We start from the raw sequence: 18,725 nt of genomic DNA, 5'->3' as shown, positions 1-18,725 counted from the left end.
CAGAAATGAAACGCATAATTTTATTATTACTGTTAGTTAGCCAAAGCGTATTTGCAAACTGCTGGGATAAAGCGGCGCATTATTATCATGTCGATCCGTATTTATTATTTGCCATCGCGAAAGTGGAGTCGGGTATGAACCCTTACGCTATCGGCTGGAACCGTGATGGTTCACATGATGTAGGGTTAATGCAAATTAATAGCACGCATTTTGAAGAGTTACAGCGATATGGGATTGATGAGCGCCGTCTGATAACTGAGCCCTGCACCTCCATTATGGTGGGTGCCTCAATATTATCAAATATGATTAAAGTATACGGTTATAACTGGGAAGCAGTGGGTGCCTATAATGTCGGATTGAAAAAAGAAAATTATCCGCAACGGATGATTTATGCCCATAAGGTCTGGCGTAAATATCAGGAAATAAAACCGCGTAGTACCTATGAATATTGATTTTTGTTTTTTGAAGAATACCGTTCAGTGTTCTTCAGAAAATGAAAAGAACTGCACGCTCAGGTTTATTTATTAACGGAATAATACATAAACCGGGTTTGCATTAACCATTGTTGCTTAAAAACAGGATTATTTGAGATGACTAAAAGGACTCTTCTGAGCGTACTCGTTGCAGGAGCATGTATTGCTCCGTTTATGGCTCAGGCTGCATCACTGCAGGCGACCAGCAGCGAACCGTACACCATGAAAGCCAGCGATCTGGCGAAAAAAGAACATGAGCTGACCAGTTTCCCACTGATGGCTTCCGTAAAGGACACCATCCGTACGCTGGATAACGCGCAGGTTGAAATGATCGAACCAGGTCGCGCGGCTAACCCGGATAACGTAAAACGTGTTGAAGGTATCGTGAAAGAGAGCGACTGGGAATACCTGTTCCCGATGCGCGCAGCCTCTTACACCTACAGCAACTTCCTGAAAGCGGTGGGCAAATTCCCGGCGCTGTGTAAGTCCTATAATGACGGACGCGACAGCGACGCGATTTGCCGTAAAGAGCTGGCAACCATGTTTGCGCACTTTGCCCAGGAAACCGGCGGCCATGAAAGCTGGCGTCCGGAGGCTGAATGGCGTCAGGCGCTGGTTCACGTCCGTGAGATGGGCTGGAGTGAAGGGCAGAAAGGGGGTTACAACGGCGAATGTAACCCGGAAATCTGGCAGGGCCAGACCTGGCCGTGCGGTAAAGACAAAGATGGCGACTTTGTGAGCTACTTTGGTCGCGGTGCTAAACAGTTGTCTTACAACTACAACTACGGTCCGTTCTCTGAAGCGATGTTCGGTACCGTTCGCACTCTGCTCGACAAACCGGAGCTGGTGGCTGATACCTGGCTGAACCTGGCGAGTGCCATCTTCTTCTTCGCCTATCCGCAGCCGCCAAAACCAAGCATGCTTCAGGTTATCGACGGAACCTGGCAGCCGAACGATCACGATAAAGCCAACGGTCTGGTACCGGGCTTCGGCGTGACTACCCAGATCATCAACGGTGGCGTAGAGTGCGGCGGCCCGACTGAAATCGCTCAGTCCCAGAACCGTATCAAGTACTACAAGGAGTTTGCTAACTACCTGAAAGTGCCTGTTCCGGCTAATGAAGTGCTGGGTTGTGCCAACATGAAGCAGTTTGATGAAGGGGGTTCCGGTGCGCTGAAGATCTACTGGGAGCAGGACTGGGGATGGAGCGCGGACACGCCAGACGGCAAGACGTACTCTTGCCAGCTGGTGGGCTACCAGACGCCATTCAGCGCGTTCAAAGAGGGTGATTACACTAACTGCGTGAAGAAATTCTACAACGTTAACATCATCAACGATGACGGTTCTTCCGTCACGCCTGCTGATGAAACACCGGTAACACCAGCGCCATCTGACGAGACGCCAGCACCAACGCCAACGCCAACGCCAGACGAGACCCCGGCTGAACCGGCGGTGGTAAACCATGCGCCAGTCGCGCAGATTGCCGGCCCGGTCGGCGCGGTTGAAGCCGGTGCTCAGGTTTCCCTGAGTGCGGAAGGTTCAACCGATCCGGATGGTAACACGCTGACCTACACCTGGCGTTCCCAGGACGGCACCACGGTGACCGGCCAGGACAAAGCGGTTGTCACCTTCACGGCTCCGGAGTCTGCTACGGCTCAGCAGATTGAAGTGAGCCTGACCGTCAGCGACGGTGAACTGAGCAGCACGACGACCTATCTGCTGAACGTGAAAGCGAAAGCGGCCACGCCGTCGAAAGACGAAGGCACTTCCGGCTCTTACGCAGCGTGGAGCGCGAACAGCAAGTACAAGGCAGGTGATATCGTGAACAACCACGGTAAACTGTTCCAGTGCAAACCGTTCCCGTACAGCGGCTGGTGTAACAACGCCCCGGCATACTATGAACCAGGCGCAGGTCTGGCATGGTCTGACGCCTGGACGGCTCTGTAAAAACAAACGGCAACCGAAAGGTTGCCGTTTTAGTTCGTGTATACCATTATCACCAGTATGATGAAACATTTACTTTATTGCATATAACATTACCGCAAGTGAACAAGCGAAAAAGGCAATAATCATGCTAAAATAAAAATGTATCACGTATATTCTGGTGAGTTTTTTAGGAAGCGAACGTATAAACTCTACATCATTAATATTTTCACTATATTTGGACTTTTTATTATATAACATAGGCCATAATATGAAACTTATCTTCATATTATATCCCGCTAAAAAAAATGGTGATGATGTATAAAATAAATCTGTACTCAATGGTAACTTTCCAAATTTATTTTTATATAAATCACATATAGTATAAAAATTTCTATTGGCTATAAACATTAGAATGTATATAATTATACCTCCTAAAAATACTATACCTATTAAACTTAAAGTAATTGATGATTTATTAATCATTTTCTCTCTATGCCCTATAGATAAAATAATAACTCTTACTTTTCCCCTGTTTTATTTTGTCGCATTGTATATTACCTCACCGGATGTTTCACCTATCTTTTCTCCAGCCTTGCTTACGCCAAATGCTGCCGCTGCCTGTACAACGATCCCGCAAGCAATCCCTCCAACGCCGCCCTCTGGAGCACTTAATGCAGTCAATACTACTGAACATATTGCGGTTGCACCAGACTCGATTGAAGCATTAAACATCGCAGGAACTAACAAACCTCCTGAAAACTTGCCAATTTCGGTATAAGCCGTTTTTTCACAATCTCTACCAATTGTACAGGCATCATAAATATAATTAGCACCATTCAATGCAGATAGACCAATACTAACTGCATTGAATTTTTTCATTAGCTTAGCCAGTTTTGCCGATTTTTCTATATATGTTGCATAACCTTCAATATCGTTAACCCCTGTCTGATTCCATTTATGGACAATTGAAGACGAAGATAATCTTAGTGCTTTTTTCATATCATCATATTGAGCAAGACCAATGTGCTCCCTAAATATTTTTAAAAATATCCAATCCAGTTTTTTGAATAATTGTTTTCGTTCTGCAAAAAATTGCTCACTAATTAACGTCCCATGCGTTATATATTGATTTTTATATGCATCCTGAATTTGCTTTAATGTATTTTCAATTTCTCCAAAATATTTTTCTGACATATCACTAAGAATGCCACCATAGTCAGAACCATATGATGTAAACATATCTATTACATGTCTGCTTTGATACAAAAATCTTGCTTCATCTAATGTTAATGATTCCAGTGCACTATCAATTTTATCTCTGGCTTTCTCGATATGTTTGATTTGATCTGCATCCTGCTTTTCTGGATCTGCAATAATCAAAATTGAACCAGGTTTTTTCTTTATATCGGGATTTAATTTCTTATACAGCTCACGCGTTCCCTCCGGGGGATTAACAAAAATATAAGATTCATATGTTGAGGGAGTAGCCTCATAGGGTAATACGCAAAATCCCGCATCTACTGGTTCGCGTTGTTCTTCCTCTTTTACTGGCACAGGGTAAATTGGTTTTGGAGGTGTGGCTGCTGGTGGCTGAGGAGAGAAAGTTGGTGTTGACGCCGGTTTTGGTGCTATCGGGGTTGATATGGACGATTGAAGTCTTTGAGGTCTGGATACAGGCTCATCATCATAAGACATCGAAAAATCAGAAGGGATAAATTCACATTTACAATCACAACTTCCCCGACTATGCAAAGTACCTGCTGCTGCTACACCATCTATAGAATAGAACGGAATTCCGCCCAAAATGGTATGAACCTGTTTATCAACTCCGCATATGTATTTATCTCCATTTCTGGCTGTAGGTTGCCCTGATAATGTATGATGCGCATAACCTGTAGTGATTGTACCACCACATGATGTTTTACAGCCCACAGTCAAAAAATATCCTCTCGCCATAATATTCACCTTCTCCATTAGTTGAATCGTTAATAATTAAGTGTCATTTTGGCTGTAAGATATTATACATTTTACATATGAGAATTGGGGGGGGATCACATTTATTACGTGGGAAAAAGTAACTAAAAATCAAATTATCACCACCGAGAATTATATATTGCATATCATTCCCGGTGGTGATAATTACTGTGGAATAACTGATTTAGAACTTCATTAACTCATGCAGTTTACTTTCCCATTTTAAAAGCGCTTCTAATTTTTCTTCATTGTAATCATATCTGTTGTAGTGTACAGATGAAACGTCATGTAAAGCATGGTGTTGTATTATTTCACGAATTTCTTTTGTGATTTTCAGTTGTCCAGCCAGAGTCTTAAACGTTCGGCGGAAATCTCGTGGGATAAATTTAATCACCTGGTGTTTTTTACAGAAGCGTTCAACATTATCAGACAGCATATCGCTGGACATATGTTTTGTTAGTTCCTGTGAATATTTTCCATTCAAACCAGAAGCTAATTTATCTTTCCAGCGTTTGACCTTTTGACCGTAACCCTGATTAGGGAATAAATATTCATGTTCAGGATAACGTGAAATCATTATGTCGATCAATTCTATTGCGGAATCGCAGAGGATGAAATGATACCATTTTTTTATTTTCGAAATCGCCGGAGGAACAGACAACACCTTATTCTTTTTATCGTAATATTTTTTTTTGCCTCTTCCCCTATGGGAGAGGTGCAGGGTGAGGACATCAGGTCGCACTCCCTGTCTTTTGCCGGATGGCGTAGCGCTTACCAGGCCTACATGAGGCCGGGTCTCTTAGCGGTGCAATTTCCCGTGATCGCGTAACCACGCCGCCGTGCGCACAATCCCTTCATCCAGCGTCACAATCGGTTTATACCCCAGCTCGTTCTCAGCGCGTGAAATATCCAGCGTAAAGTCAAAGTTGAGCTTTGAGACGCCATAGTGCGTCAGCGCGGGCTCTTTGGCGGATTTACTGCCAAAACGCTCCATACTGCGGGCGATCATATCCAGCATCGGGTAGGGCACAGAGCGAATACGGCAGTGGATCTGCAACTCGTCAATCAGCCGCTGCACAATGCTGCGTAGCGTGCAGGACTCGCCGTTAGTGATGTTGTACGCGCGGCCTGACACCAGCTTATCGCAGTCCGGCTGGCTCGCCAGCCACATGGCGTGTACGGCGTTTTCGTAATAAGTCATATCCACCAGCGCATCGCCACCCCGTGGCAGCAGCACGCTACCGTAGTGGTGCATCATCTGCGCCAGACGCGGGATAAACACTTTGTCATGCGGGCCGAACAGGCTTTGCGGACGCAGCACGGTAAACCGCGTATGCGGGTTCGACTGCGCCAGCAGGTCGATCACCTCTTCGCTGGCCGCCTTGCTGCGGGCAAACTCACAGGCAAAACGCGCCGGACGGAAATCTTCCTGAATATCGCGGTGGTGGTGATAGTCGAAATAGAGTGATGGTGAAGAGATATGAATAAAGTTACGTACGCCCCATGCAACGGCCCATTCGCCCAGACGGCGCGTGGCGCGCACGTTGGCGAGATCAAAGGCTTCCTGCGTGCCCCACGGGGAAGTAAAACTGGAGCAGTGCCACAGCGTATCAATACCGGCGAGCATCACTTTTGCCTGAGAAGAAACCAGCTCCGTCAGGTCGGCGTGGACAAATTCTGCACCCATTTTTTGCAGAAGTTTACCCATTGCTTCATTGCGACCGGTCGCCCTGACGCTGATGCCTTTGTTGCGCAGAAACTCGACCGCATTTCGGCCTAAGCCGCTGGTCGCCCCGGTAACCAGTACCTTCATATCAATCCACTGTGTTGAAAAAGAATTTCGTGCGCATTCTTTCGTGAATTACGGCGCTATGCAATGGGAAAGGTGAAAGAATAAGAGTTTTATTTAGCATTTTTCCTGCTTTTGTGCTGCCAGTTGCGCAATACGTTTGGCCATTCCGCGGAAGATAAACAGGTGCGCGGGGATCATGAACAACCAGTAGAACAGACCCGGCATACCGTGAGGATGCCACCAGGCGCGCACATCCAGTTCACGGTGGTCGCCTTTGTCTTTGAGGGTAAAGCAGAGTCGACCCAGCCCTGGCGCTTTCATACCGAACAGCAGCGCCAGCTGTTTTTCCGGCTCGACGATAATCACCTTCCAGCTGTCGACCGTATCGCCCACCTCAAGATACGGGTGAGCAGGACGGCCTTTCGCCAGCCGATGGCCGACGAGCAGATCCATCGCGCCACGCGTTTGCCAGAGGATATTGCCGAAGAAATAGCGCTCTTTACCGCCAATCTGGTTCACGACTTCCCACAGCGCCGCGAGGCTGGCAGAGGTTTTGACCGTGCAGCCTGCCTGTTTTGGGTAATAGCCATACTCCGGTCGCCAGCGGGCAAATGCCTGTGCGTCATAACCCCAGTCGCTGGAGTTCACCAGTTTCTCTTCCTCTTTCAGCGTGTTGCGAACCGCGTCGTCAAAGCGGATCAACGTCTGTGGGATCAGCGCGTGCAGTTCGCGATCGTCTGCCAGTAGATCGTGCTTTAGCCCCTGGATCAGCGCTTTCGCGGTGGTTGGCGGCACCGAGGTAATAACATTTAAAAACCAGACCGAGATCCAGCGGGTCGGGAAGGGGATAGGGACCAGCCAGCGTCGGCGGCCACTGACGTTCATGAAATGTTCAAATTGTTCCTGATAGCTCAGCACTTCAGGGCCAGCGGCTTCCAGTACGCGATGTGTGTCGGTTGGGTGATCCAGCAACGCCACCAGATAATGAAGTAAATTCTCCAGCGCAATTGGCGTGGTGCGCGAGCGCACCCAGCGCGGTGGCGTGAGTACCGGCAGGTTGTAGACCATATCGCGCATCACTTCGAATGCGGCGGAACCGGCTCCCACGATGATCCCCGCCCGTAGTTCGGTGACGGGAATATTCGCGCTGCGCAACGTGTCAGCCGTGAGCTGGCGGGCGCGAAGGTGATCGGACTGTTCATTTGCGGGAGCCTGTAGCGAGCTTAAAAATATCACCTGCTTTACCGGCGTTTGCCGCAGGGCGTCACGGACGTTCATTGCCACCTGACGCTCGTGGGCAATAAAATTCCCACCTTCACCCATGCTGTGGACCAGGTAGTAAAGCGTATCGACCCCTTCCAGCAGGGCAGGAAGTTCTTGTGGCCAGTTGAGATCGACGCTGTGACAGGTCACGCCGGGCAAATTTTGTTTTTGCAGGCGCTCAATGCTGCGTGCCGCTGCCAGCACCTGGTGCCCCTGCTGGCTTAACGCAGACGTCAGGTGCTGACCGATATACCCACTGGCACCAAGCACCAGAATACGTTGCGGCACGTTATGCTCCTTACTTAACGCTGTAAAAATGCCTGCCAGTGTTTCACCACCTCTGACAGCTGTTCACGGCTAACATCGAGATGCATAACCAGACGCACCACCGGAGAGGCATTAATCAACACGCCACGCGCTTTCATAAATTCACCCAGCGCGGCAGCGTGCTCGTCACCCACGCGGACAAACAGCATATTGGTGTCGTGACGCATCACGTCGGCACCGATTTCGCGCAATTGAGTCGCCATCCATGCCGCGTTGTTGTGATCGTCCTTCAGGCGCGCCACGTTGTTTTTCAGGGCATATAACCCTGCCGCCGCCAGAATCCCCGCCTGACGCATTCCGCCGCCGGTCATCTTACGCCAGCGGTTGGCGCGTTTGATGTAGTCCGCATTGCCGACCAGCAGGGAACCTACCGGCGTACCCAGGCCTTTAGAGAGGCAAATGGTGAACGAGTCACAATATTGGGTGATCTCTTTCAGCTCGCAGCCATACTCCACCACGGCGTTAAAGATGCGCGCACCGTCAACGTGCAGCCCCAGCTTGCGCTCGCGGGTAAATTCCCATGCGGCTTTCAGATACTCACGCGGCAGCACTTTGCCGTTATGGGTATTTTCCAGACTGAGCAGTTTTGTACGGGCGAAGTGGATATCGTCAGCTTTGATTTTTGCGGCGACCTTATCGAGCGGCAGGGAGCCGTCCGGTGCGGCATCAATCGGCTGTGGCTGAATGCTGCCGAGCACCGCTGCGCCGCCCGCTTCATACAGGTAGTTATGTGCACCCTGGCCGACGATATACTCTTCACCGCGTTCACAGTGGCTGAGTAGCCCCACCAGGTTCGCCTGGGTGCCGGTTGGCAGGAACAGAGCGGCCTCTTTACCGCTCAGTTCTGCGGCATAACGCTGCAGTTCGTTGACGGTTGGATCGTCACCATAGACGTCGTCCCCGACCGGGGCGGCCATCATCTCTTCGAGCATGGCACGGCCCGGGCGGGTAACAGTATCGCTGCGTAAATCAATCATTTCACATCCCTTTAATGTCAGAGGTCATGTGAAATGTTTTACCTGAGCCAGTTGGTTTTTGCCAGTTCGATCACTTCATCACCGCGTCCGCTGATAATGGCGCGCAGCATGTAGAGGCTAAATCCTTTGGCCTGCTCCAGCTTGATCTGCGGCGGGATTGCCAGCTCTTCTTTGGCGACCACCACATCCACCAGCACCGGTCCGTCGATGGTGAAGGCGCGCTGGAGCGCTTCGTCCACATCAGCGGCTTTTTCCACGCGGATACCGGTGATGCCGCACGCTTCAGCGATACGGGCGAAATGGGTATCGTGCAGTTCGGTACCGTTGGTGAGATAACCACCGGCCTTCATCTCCATCGCCACGAAGCCCAGCACACTGTTGTTAAAGACCACGATTTTAAGCGGGAGCTTCATCTGTACCACCGACAGGAAATCACCCATCAGCATGCTGAACCCGCCGTCGCCACACATTGCCACCACCTGACGCTCTGGCGCGGTGGCTTTCGCTCCCAGCGCCTGCGGCATGGCGTTGGCCATTGAGCCGTGGTTAAACGAGCCCAGCAGGCGGCGCTTACCGTTCATTTTCAGGTAGCGCGCTGCCCAGACGGTTGGCGTGCCCACATCGCAGGTAAAGATGGCGTCGTCGTCAGCAAAATGGCTGATTTGCTGTGCCAGGTATTGCGGATGGATGGCCTTATCGCTCGGTTTGGCGAGATCGTCCAGGCCTTTACGCGCATCGCGGTAATCGCTCAGGGCTTTATCGAGGAATGTCCGATCTGTTTTTTCTTCAAGGTGCGGCAGCAGGGCGGCCAGGGTGGATTTGATGTCACCCACCAGCGCCATATCGACTTTGCTGTGCGCGCCAATGCTGGCCGGGTTGATATCAATCTGAATGATTTTGGCATCCGTCGGGTAGAACGGACGATAAGGGAATTGAGTGCCGAGCAAAATGAGCGTGTCGGCGTTCATCATGGTGTGGAAACCGCTGGAAAAACCAATCAGCCCGGTCATGCCCACATCGTACGGGTTATCGTACTCCACGTGTTCTTTGCCGCGCAGGGCGTGGACAATCGGGGATTTCAGTTTACCGGCAAACGCCAGCAGTTCCTGATGTGCCCCCGCGCAGCCGCTGCCGCACATCAGGGCGATGTTGCTGGAGTAACGCAGCAACTGCGCCAGTTTTTTCAGTTCCTCTTCGGTGGGCGTAACCACCGGCTGCGGCGCGTGATACCAGTGGCTGCTGGCACTTTCCGGTGCTGCCCTGAGTGCCACATCGCCCGGCAACACCACGACGGAAACTCCCCGGTTCAGTACGGCTTTGCGCATCGCAATCGCCAGTACCTGAGGGATCTGCTCCGGTGTGGAAACCAGCTCGCAGTAGTGGCTGCATTCACGAAACAGCTCCTGAGGATGGGTCTCCTGAAAATAGCCGCTGCCGATTTCCGTCGAGGGGATGTGAGCCGCTATCGCCAGCACCGGCACATGGTTGCGGTGGCAGTCAAACAGGCCGTTGATCAGGTGTAAGTTTCCCGGCCCGCATGACCCGGCACAGACGGCCAGTTCACCCGTGAGTTGCGCTTCGGCTCCGGCGGCAAAGGCGGCAACCTCTTCATGACGGGTTGGCATCCATTCAATGGTTTTCATCTTGTTGAGACTGTCACTGAGTCCGTTCAGGGAGTCGCCAGTGACGCCCCAGATACGTTTTACACCAGCCTGTTCGAGGGTTTTTGCTATGTATGCAGCCACGGTTTGTTTCATGAGTGTCCCGCTCCTTTTTGTCATATCGTTTACAAGCTTAGAAGAAAGCCTCTGCATTGCCTGCCAAATCCCCCCTATTAACGGGTGCTTTTCAGATGTCATTATCCGACATAATCTGGTGATACCACGGGTGAAAACAGGAATCATTCCAAATGGTTAAATCATTGTTAACTGCTGTTAATAAAAAGCTAGCGTGCGACGATCTTGGCAAACTTTTGTTACGACTTGCCGTTGGCGGGCTGATGTTGTTTCACGGATTACACAAATTATTGGGCGGCGTTGGGTTCATCAGTCATTTGCTGGTGGAAAAAGGGCTACCGGGGTTCATTGCTTATGGCGTCTTGATTGGCGAAGTCGTGGCACCGATCCTGATCATTCTTGGTTTCCTTACACGTCCCGCAGCGCTGGTACTGGCATTTACGATGGTGGTGGCATGGCTGATGGTGGGCACGGGTGAAACCTTTGCGCTCGACGCCGTAGGCGCGTGGGCGATGGAGAGCCTGGTCTACTTCTTTATGGGTTCACTCGCGATAGCGTTTTTAGGGGCAGGGCGTTACGCAGTGGGGAAAGACCCCGCGTGGCGGTAGTGTCATTGTCGGTCGGGTAAACGCAGTACCCCCCGACAAAAAAGCCCGGTGGCGCTAACGCTTACCGGGCCTACGAGTGAACGTTTACCGTTTATGCGAGAACAAGGTCACCCTGCGGGTGACATGAGCAGGCCAGTACATACCCTTCGGCGATTTCCGCGTCGGTCAGCGTCATGGTGCTGGTCACGGTGTAGTTACCGTCCACCACTTTCGTCTTACAACAACCGCACACGCCAGCACGACAGGCAGCAACGACCGGCACGTTGTTGCTTTCCAGCGCTTCCAGCAGCGTGGTGCCCACGCGGCCAAAGAAGGTTTGCGCCGGTTGCAGTTTGGTGAACTTCATACCGCTGGTCGCCGCTTCCGCCACAGGCGTAAAGAACTGTTCTTTGAAGAAGCGGGTGACACCCAGCGCTTTCACGTCCTCTTCGACAATGTCCATATACGGCGCAGGGCCGCAGGTCATCACGGTGCGTGAGGCAATATCCGGCACGTTTTGCAGCAGCTCGCGGCTCAGGCGACCGGCCACAAAGTCGTGGGTAGCATTGTTTTCAGCAACCAGCGTGACCGGATAGTTACGCCATTCGTCGGCAAAAATCACATCTTCCGGTGAACGGACGCTGAAGATCACCTGCACGTCGGCCTGCGGGCGGTTTTTAGCCAGCCAGCGGCGCATTGACATCACCGGTGTTACGCCACAACCAGCGGCCAGCAGCAGGAATTTATCCTCTGCCTTGTCGTCACAGGTGAAATCCCCCTGCGCGTCAGACAACCAGATATAGTCACCACGTTTCACGTCACGGGTCAGCCACTGAGAGCCAGCGCCGTCATCAATGCGACGGATAGTGAGCGTAATGTACTCGCTCACACCCGGCGTAGAGGAGATGGTGTAGGCGCGCAGGGTGTCCGCCGCGTTGCGGACACTGACCAGCGCATACTGACCGGCACGATACGGATAGTAGTCATGACACAGCAGTGACAGCGTCCACACGTCCGGCGTCTCCTGACGGATGTGATGAACCTGCATCCGCCACGGACACTGTGAGGTTGGCATCGTCATCAATAGCTCCTTACGCGCTCAGCAGTTGCTTCATATCATCTTCAACGTTAGTGACGGAACGCAGACCGAATTTCTCGTTCAGTACGGCCAGCAGATCCGGCGTCAGGAAGCCTGGTGCTGTTGGGCCGGTCACAATGTTGGTCACACCCAGAGAGAGCAGGGTCAGCAGGATGACAATCGCTTTCTGTTCGAACCAGGAGAGCACCAGTGACAGCGGCAGATCGTTCACGCCACAGCCCAGTTTTTCAGCCAGAGTGACGGCCAGAATGATGGCAGAGTAAGCATCGTTACACTGACCGGCATCCACCAGACGTGGCAGACCTTCGATGTCACCGAAGTCCAGTTTGTTGAAGCGGTACTTACCGCATGCCAGGGTCAGGATCAGGCAGTCGTCCGGTACGCTGGTGGCAAAATCGGTGAAGTAGTTACGTTCGCCGCGCGCGCCGTCACAGCCGCCGATCAGGAAGATGTGACGCAGTTTTTCACGGCTGACCAGGTCAATCAGCGAATCTGCAGCGCCCAGCAGAGTTTCGCGGCCAAAGCCGACGGTGATCAGGTGTTCGATTTCGCTGTACGGGAAGCCCGCCATTTGCTGTGCCTGGGCAATAACCGGGCCGAAATCGTCGCCTTCGAGGTGGCTCACACCCGGCCAGCCAACGATACTGCGGGTCCAGATGCGGTCGTCATACGCGCCTACGGTTGGGTCGATGATGCAGTTAGAGGTCATCACGATTGGGCCAGGGAAGCGGGCGAACTCAACCTGCTGGTTCTGCCAGCCGCTGCCGTAGTTACCGACCAGATGTTTGAACTTACGCAGTTCAGGGTAGCCGTGCGCGGGCAGCATTTCCCCGTGGGTATAAACGTTAACGCCGGTGCCTTCAGTCTGCTTCAGCAGGTTGTAGAGATCTTTCAGGTCATGGCCGGAGATCAGGATGCACTTACCTTCGGTCGCCTTCACGTTGACCTGAGTTGGGGTCGGGTGGCCGTAGGTGTTGGTTTCACCGGCATCCAGAATGCTCATCACTTTGAAGTTCATCAGCCCGATTTCCATCGAGCACTCCAGCAGCGCGTTCATGTCGGAAGGCCAGGTACCCAGCCACGCCATAATTTTGTGGTACTGCGCATAAATATCGTTGTCGTACTGGCCGAGAACGTGCGCGTGCTCCATATAGGCCGCCGCACCTTTCAGGCCGTACAGGCACAACAGACGCAGGCCGAGAATGTTCTCGCCAATCGCCGCTTTGTCTTTGTTCGGGGTAAATTCTGCCGCCTGGCGCTGCAGTTCGCCCAGGTCATCGCTCACCAGTTGCAGCTCCGCCATTGGGTTATCCACGCGGGCGCTGGCGTCTGCATTCAGACACTGTGCTTTGAGCGCTTCGCGCAGGGCGATGGCTTCGCGGGCGTAACCCACAATGCGAGGAGAATCAAAGTTTACGTTAGTCAGCGTGGAGAAAAATGCGCGAGGGGCGAAACTGTCTACGTAGTGGTCAATAATGCCGTATTCACGGGCTTTGAATGCCCATGCGGAAAGTCCTTGCAGGGAAGCAATCAACAGATCCTGCAGGTCTGACGTCTCTGCCGTTTTGCCGCACATACCTTGCGCGTAGGAGCAGCCATTACCTGCCGGAGTACGGATGGTTTGTTCACATTGCACACAAAACATAATCACACCTGTTAAAGTTATATTTGATATACATGTTTTAGATTATGCCTGTGCCAGAACGGAGAAAAGTTCTTTCTGCTACAAAATAGAGGGATATTGATTTAGCGCAATTTTGGCGGCAGGTTGACTACCGCCAAAGAAGTATCAGGCGGAGAAGAACGCCATCAGAACAGGTACCAGCAGGCTCAAAATAAAGCCGTGTACGATGGCGGCAGGCACCATCTCCAGGCCGCCAGAACGTTGTAACACCGGCAGGGTAAAGTCCATTGAGGTCGCACCACACAGACCGAGCGCGGTAGAGCGGCTACGGCGCACCAGTCCCGGGATCAGCATGATGGCAATCAGCTCGCGTGCCAGGTCATTAAAGAAAGCGGCGCTGCCAATGACCGGGCCGAAAGATTCGGTGAGCAGAATACCGGAAAGGGAATACCAGCCAAAACCCGACGCCATTGCCAGGCCGGTTTTCAGCGGCAGGTCGAGAATAAAGGCGTTAATCACCCCAGCGGCCATTGAACTGCCAATCACCACAACGGCCACAATCATTCCCCGGCGGTTGAGGACAATCTGTTTCAGCGTCATGCCATTATTTCGCAGCTGTATACCAATCAGGAACAGCAGGAATATCAGCGTATATTCGCTGGCTTCCGTGGCGTGTTGTAAAAAGGACCATCCGGTGAGTCCCAGAAGAAAACCGAGTACCACGACGCCGCATAATTTTAACGATTCCAGCGCCATTGCAATACGGGAAGGCAGTTTTTCCTGATGATGATTATTTTTCCATGGAATAGAGCGTTCCAGCCAGAACAGCGCGGCAATATTGCACAGCAAAATAACCACAACAGTTACGGCAGAATAATGCAGGATCGACAGCAAATTGGCGGCCAGGTTATCCAGAAACGCCAGGCTAATCCCCATAAAGAAAAGAATGACGTAGACAATCCAGCTGAGAAAACGATTGATGAGCCTTAGTGCTGATTCACGATGCAGCGGGATAAGGTAGCCCACAATCAGGGGCAGCAGAATGATGAGGAGTCCTGAAAACATGAACAGCCGGTCCTTTTGAATGTCTGTTAAGTATCTGTTAAGCGCCAGAAACACTACCCAATAAAGGCTGTCCAGTAAAGCGGCAAAAGAAAGCCGGGTAGCGTGAACGCTTACCCGGCCTGTATTCAGGAGGGGTTGTGCGGCAAGATGCCCTCACCCCGACCCTCTCCCACGGGGAGAGGAAGAAAACAATTAATCACGTTTTTCCAGCAGAGTGCGGTACAGCAAGCCGCCCAAAATACCACCGATGATTGGCATCACCCAGAACAGCCACAGCTGCTCAAGCGCCCAGCCGCCCTGGAAAATCGCGACTGCAGTACTACGCGCCGGGTTAACAGAGGTGTTGGTGACCGGAATAGAGATCAGGTGGATAAGCGTTAATGCCAGACCAATGGCGATAGGGGCAAAGCCCGCCGGTGCCTGTTTGTCTGTTGCACCGTGGATAACCAGCAGGAAGCCTGCGGTCAGCACAATTTCAATGACGATGGCAGACAGCATGGAGTAGCCGCCTGGAGAGTGTTCACCGAAGCCGTTAGAGGCAAAGCCGCTGGCTGCTGCGTCAAAGCCTGCTTTGCCGCTGGCGATGACATACAGAACCGCCGCAGCAATAATACCACCGACGACCTGGGCAACAATGTAGCCGATAACGTCTTTGGCCGGGAAACGACCGCCCGCCCATAAGCCTAATGTCACTGCCGGGTTAAAGTGACCACCGGAAATATGTCCCACGGCATACGCCATGGTTAATACGGTTAAGCCAAATGCCAGCGCAACACCGACAAAACCAATTCCTAATTCCGGGAATGCTGCTGCCAGAACAGCACTACCGCAGCCACCAAACACTAACCAGAATGTACCAAAGCATTCCGCTGCTAATTTCCTGAACATAACCACCTCAATAATAAAATTCCGCACGCTTGCTTGCGTGCAGGCTATATCGCCATAAAAGGGATGACGACTCAAGGAGCCATTATTTTAAAAACCAACAACACCCCTTCGCCACTCAAATAAACTCTGTAAGTTTGATTTAAGGCAATGTGATGTCAATCCTTGTTCAAATTGGTAGTGAATACAGCATAGACCAATTCTCGGGCGGTAGTATCTTGTGCAGCTATACCTAATTCAAATTAAATCTGACAGGAAGATTCTGGTTTTTTCTGGCTACTTCGGAATAATCGAGGTGTATTACAGTGTCCTGCCGGGCTTTGTGCCGTTATACTCCTGATAACTTGAAGGAAAAAGTGATCGTTTCTCGGGGGATTTATGCTTCTCGAACGTGTGGAAATAGTCGGATTTCGCGGTATCAACCGCTTATCTCTGCTTCTTGAGCAGAACAATGTTCTGATTGGGGAGAATGCCTGGGGTAAGTCCAGCCTGCTGGATGCGCTTACGCTGTTGCTTTCGCCCGAGGATGATCTCTACCACTTCGTGCATGATGATTTCTGGTTCCCGCCCGGGGATGTGGCGGGGCGCGAGAAGCATCTGCACATTATTCTGACCTTCCGTGAATCTGAGCCGGGGCGTCACCGTGTGCGCCGCTTCCGCCCGATGTCAGAGTGCTGGGTGCAATGCAATGATGATTTTCATCGTATTTTCTACCGGCTGGAAGGTGAGCTGGCCGAGAACGGCAGCGTGCTAACCCTGCGCGAATTCCTGGATGCCAAAGGCGACACTATTCCGTTAAATGACATTGACGAACTGGCCCGTCATTTGATCCGCCTGACGCCGGTACTGCGCCTGCGAGATGCACGCTTTATGCGGCGTATCCGTAACGGTACGGTGCCGAATATGCCGGAAGTGGAAGTCACCGCCCGCGAGCTGGATTTCCTGGCGCGTGAGCTGGTTTCGCGCCCGCAGAATCTTACCGATGGTCAAATTCGCCAGGGGTTGTCCGCAATGGTACAACTGCTGGAGCACTACTTTTCCGAGCAGGGGACATCGCAGTCACGTAATCGCCTGATGCGCCGCCGTTCTCACGATGAACAGCGAAGCTGGCGTTATCTCGACATCATTAACCGGATGATCGACAGGCCTGGCGGTCGAACGCACCGGGTGATCTTACTGGGGCTGTTCTCCACGCTTTTGCAGGCTAAAGGTACTATCCACCTGGATCGCGATGCACGTCCGCTGCTGCTGGTGGAAGACCCGGAAACGCGCCTGCACCCGATTATGCTCTCCGTTGCGTGGCACTTACTGAACCTGCTGCCCCTCCAGCGCATTACGACTACCAACTCTGGTGAGCTGTTATCGCTTGCGCCGGTCGAATATGTCTGCCGCCTGGTGCGTGAATCATCACGCGTTTCTGCTTACCGGCTTGGGCCGGGTGGGCTAAACGCGGAAGATGGACGCCGTATCGCGTTTCATATCCGCTTTAACCGCGCATCGTCGCTGTTTGCGCGATGTTGGCTGTTGGTTGAAGGGGAAACGGAAACCTGGGTTATCAACGAACTGGCGCGCCAGTGTGGACACCATTTCGATGCGGAAGGTATTAAGGTCATCGAGTTTGCCCAGTCAGGGTTAAAGCCACTGATTAGATTCGCCCGTCGGATGGGCATTGAATGGCACGTACTGGTGGACGGTGACGAGGCCGGTAAAAAATATGCTTCTACGGTCCGCAGCCTGCTGAATAACGAGCGGGAAGAAGAACGTGACCATTTAACCATGCTGCCAGCGATGGATATGGAACACTTTATGTATCGTCAGGGGTTCGACGATGTTTTCCACCGCGTTGCGATGGTGCCGGTGGATGTGCCTATGAATATGCGCCGGGTGATCGCCAAAGCGATCCACCGTTCGTCAAAACCCGATCTGGCTATTGAAGTGGCAATAGAAGCCGGGAAGAGAGGCGTGGAGTCTGTTCCAACGCTGCTGCGCAAAATGTTCTCCCGCGTACTCTGGCTGGCTCGCGGGAGAGCGGATTAACCGTGGGTGGCCTGGTTTACCTGGTCGATCAGGCTATCCAGTAGCTCATAGCGGCGGCGGTATTCCGAGCGTTTTTTGCTCGCAATTTCTTCCATCGGTTTGCGTGGCATGGTCAGCGGTAGCGCAAAGTTACCGTTGTCCTGCTGTTGGCCGCCGATGGAGAGCCAGAAGCTGTCGTAATCGGCCAGCAGTTTTCCCTCTTTTTTCTTACGATAGCGCCAGCTGCGGTAGATATGGGTGGCGTTACTGACCGCGACAATCTGCTCCACCGGGAAGACGGCTCCGATCGTCATGGCGGCTTCAACCAGCAGACGTTTCGGGAACAGGCCGTGGCATGCTTTGGTCGCGCCCTGGATCAGCTCATGTGGAACATGGGCTTTTGCCCCCTGCAGGCCACCGATAAAGAGCGTCGTTTTCCCTTCAAACGGGCACAGGGTGAAGGTCATTTCTGCCAGCACCGTGTTCTGTTGGTCACAAAAAGCGAGAGTGGCTTCGCCTTCTTTATCCAGAAACGCATCGGCGCACAGGCGGATGGTAAATTGCTGCTCATCTTTACCGGTTAACGTCAGCAACGTTATACCCTGTTTAGAAAGATAGCCATTTAGCAGCGTCGACGGAAGCTGACGACTCATTGTCTGATAGTGCCAGCTAAGCGATTCCAGCGTATGTCGGCGATCCATATTTACGGTCAGCCACGGGCGATGCAGACGGCACGGTAACCCTGGCTGCACATGTAACATCTGCATCAGGCGAGGTTGTTTTGCCAGGCTTGCCAGCAGGCGTGCCGTGTTGAACGGTGTAGCCAGAGAACGTAGTACAAACTTACGTCGATAGGACGGGTTTTGCCACGCAAGCCCGGGCGTGATTGTCCCGGAGGCCAGGCTTTTAAATAATTGCCAGCCGGATTTAGGCTGTGGCAAGTGTGAATGAGGTGTATCGACGATGGAAGACATGTTAGAT

At 52.1% G+C, this 18,725-nt stretch carries 15 protein-coding genes; 4 read left to right on the top strand and 11 right to left on the bottom strand.

All coding sequences use genetic code 11. The annotated features are described in order from the left end of the window. Positions 1 to 5 precede the first annotated feature (5 nt). Positions 6 to 452: a type III secretion system invasion protein IagB gene (gene iagB, locus ACJ9N4_RS00875; protein WP_182919697.1), complete on the top strand. Its 447-nt coding sequence runs from the start codon at positions 6 to 8 to the stop codon at positions 450 to 452. A gap of 138 nt (positions 453 to 590) precedes the next feature. Then, positions 591 to 2,420: a chitinase gene (locus ACJ9N4_RS00870; protein ID WP_182919698.1), complete on the top strand. Its 1,830-nt coding sequence runs from the start codon at positions 591 to 593 to the stop codon at positions 2,418 to 2,420. 513 nt (positions 2,421 to 2,933) lie between these two features. On the opposite strand, the gene ACJ9N4_RS00865 is transcribed toward ACJ9N4_RS00870, so the two are convergent. The 6 genes from ACJ9N4_RS00865 to poxB all read right to left on the bottom strand — a co-directional run bounded on the left by ACJ9N4_RS00865 (position 2,934) and on the right by poxB (position 10,489). Beyond that, positions 2,934 to 4,355, bottom strand: a complete 1,422-nt coding sequence (locus ACJ9N4_RS00865; RefSeq protein WP_411500193.1) for a PAAR domain-containing protein — start codon at positions 4,353 to 4,355, stop codon at positions 2,934 to 2,936. A gap of 202 nt (positions 4,356 to 4,557) precedes the next feature. Then, entirely contained in the window at positions 4,558 to 5,115 is a 558-nt protein-coding gene (locus ACJ9N4_RS00860) for a hypothetical protein (RefSeq protein ID WP_182919700.1), read from the bottom strand. A 57-nt stretch (positions 5,116 to 5,172) separates the two neighbouring features. Next, positions 5,173 to 6,186 carry an NAD-dependent epimerase/dehydratase family protein gene (locus ACJ9N4_RS00855; RefSeq protein WP_182274349.1) on the bottom strand — a complete coding sequence of 338 codons (1,014 nt, stop codon included), beginning with the start codon at positions 6,184 to 6,186 and terminating at the stop codon, positions 5,173 to 5,175. Between the two features lie 93 nt (positions 6,187 to 6,279). After that, entirely contained in the window at positions 6,280 to 7,716 is a 1,437-nt protein-coding gene (locus ACJ9N4_RS00850) for an SDR family oxidoreductase (RefSeq protein WP_182919701.1), read from the bottom strand. A gap of 14 nt (positions 7,717 to 7,730) precedes the next feature. Then, a complete protein-coding gene (gene ltaE / locus ACJ9N4_RS00845) occupies positions 7,731 to 8,732 on the bottom strand; it encodes a low-specificity L-threonine aldolase (protein ID WP_182919702.1) in 1,002 nt (333 codons plus the stop codon). Positions 8,733 to 8,770: 38 nt separating this feature from the next. Then, positions 8,771 to 10,489, bottom strand: a complete 1,719-nt coding sequence (gene poxB / locus ACJ9N4_RS00840) for a ubiquinone-dependent pyruvate dehydrogenase (RefSeq protein WP_182919703.1) — start codon at positions 10,487 to 10,489, stop codon at positions 8,771 to 8,773. A 152-nt stretch (positions 10,490 to 10,641) separates the two neighbouring features. Here poxB and ACJ9N4_RS00835 point away from each other — a divergent pair, with 152 nt between their 5' ends. Further along, positions 10,642 to 11,076: a DoxX family protein gene (locus ACJ9N4_RS00835; protein WP_182919704.1), complete on the top strand. Its 435-nt coding sequence runs from the start codon at positions 10,642 to 10,644 to the stop codon at positions 11,074 to 11,076. Between the two features lie 91 nt (positions 11,077 to 11,167). On the opposite strand, the gene hcr is transcribed toward ACJ9N4_RS00835, so the two are convergent. From hcr to aqpZ, 4 genes are all read right to left on the bottom strand, one after another. Next, a complete protein-coding gene (gene hcr / locus ACJ9N4_RS00830; RefSeq protein WP_182274354.1) occupies positions 11,168 to 12,136 on the bottom strand; it encodes an NADH oxidoreductase in 969 nt (322 codons plus the stop codon). A gap of 10 nt (positions 12,137 to 12,146) precedes the next feature. Further along, a complete protein-coding gene (hcp, locus tag ACJ9N4_RS00825) occupies positions 12,147 to 13,799 on the bottom strand; it encodes a hydroxylamine reductase (protein ID WP_182274355.1) in 1,653 nt (550 codons plus the stop codon). A 144-nt stretch (positions 13,800 to 13,943) separates the two neighbouring features. Further along, positions 13,944 to 14,843: a lysine exporter LysO family protein gene (locus ACJ9N4_RS00820; protein ID WP_182919705.1), complete on the bottom strand. Its 900-nt coding sequence runs from the start codon at positions 14,841 to 14,843 to the stop codon at positions 13,944 to 13,946. A 192-nt stretch (positions 14,844 to 15,035) separates the two neighbouring features. Further along, a complete protein-coding gene (gene aqpZ / locus ACJ9N4_RS00815; protein WP_182274357.1) occupies positions 15,036 to 15,731 on the bottom strand; it encodes an aquaporin Z in 696 nt (231 codons plus the stop codon). A gap of 375 nt (positions 15,732 to 16,106) precedes the next feature. Between aqpZ and ACJ9N4_RS00810 the strand changes: the two genes are divergently transcribed. Continuing rightward, on the top strand, positions 16,107 to 17,765 hold the full coding sequence (locus tag ACJ9N4_RS00810) for an ATP-dependent endonuclease (protein ID WP_411500192.1): 1,659 nt from the start codon (positions 16,107 to 16,109) through the stop codon (positions 17,763 to 17,765). Here the strand turns inward: ACJ9N4_RS00810 and ACJ9N4_RS00805 are convergent. Next, positions 17,762 to 18,718, bottom strand: coding sequence for a VirK/YbjX family protein (locus ACJ9N4_RS00805; protein WP_395122808.1), 957 nt, complete (start codon positions 18,716 to 18,718; stop codon positions 17,762 to 17,764). The two genes, ACJ9N4_RS00810 and ACJ9N4_RS00805, sit on opposite strands and share 4 nt — an antisense overlap. Between the last annotated feature and the right edge of the window lie 7 nt (positions 18,719 to 18,725).

Origin of the sequence: Enterobacter sp. LM3, from assembly GCF_046622475.1 — a bacterium.
Lineage (GTDB): Bacteria > Pseudomonadota > Gammaproteobacteria > Enterobacterales > Enterobacteriaceae > Enterobacter > Enterobacter cloacae_P.
This window is presented reverse-complemented; position numbering and strand designations above follow the sequence as displayed.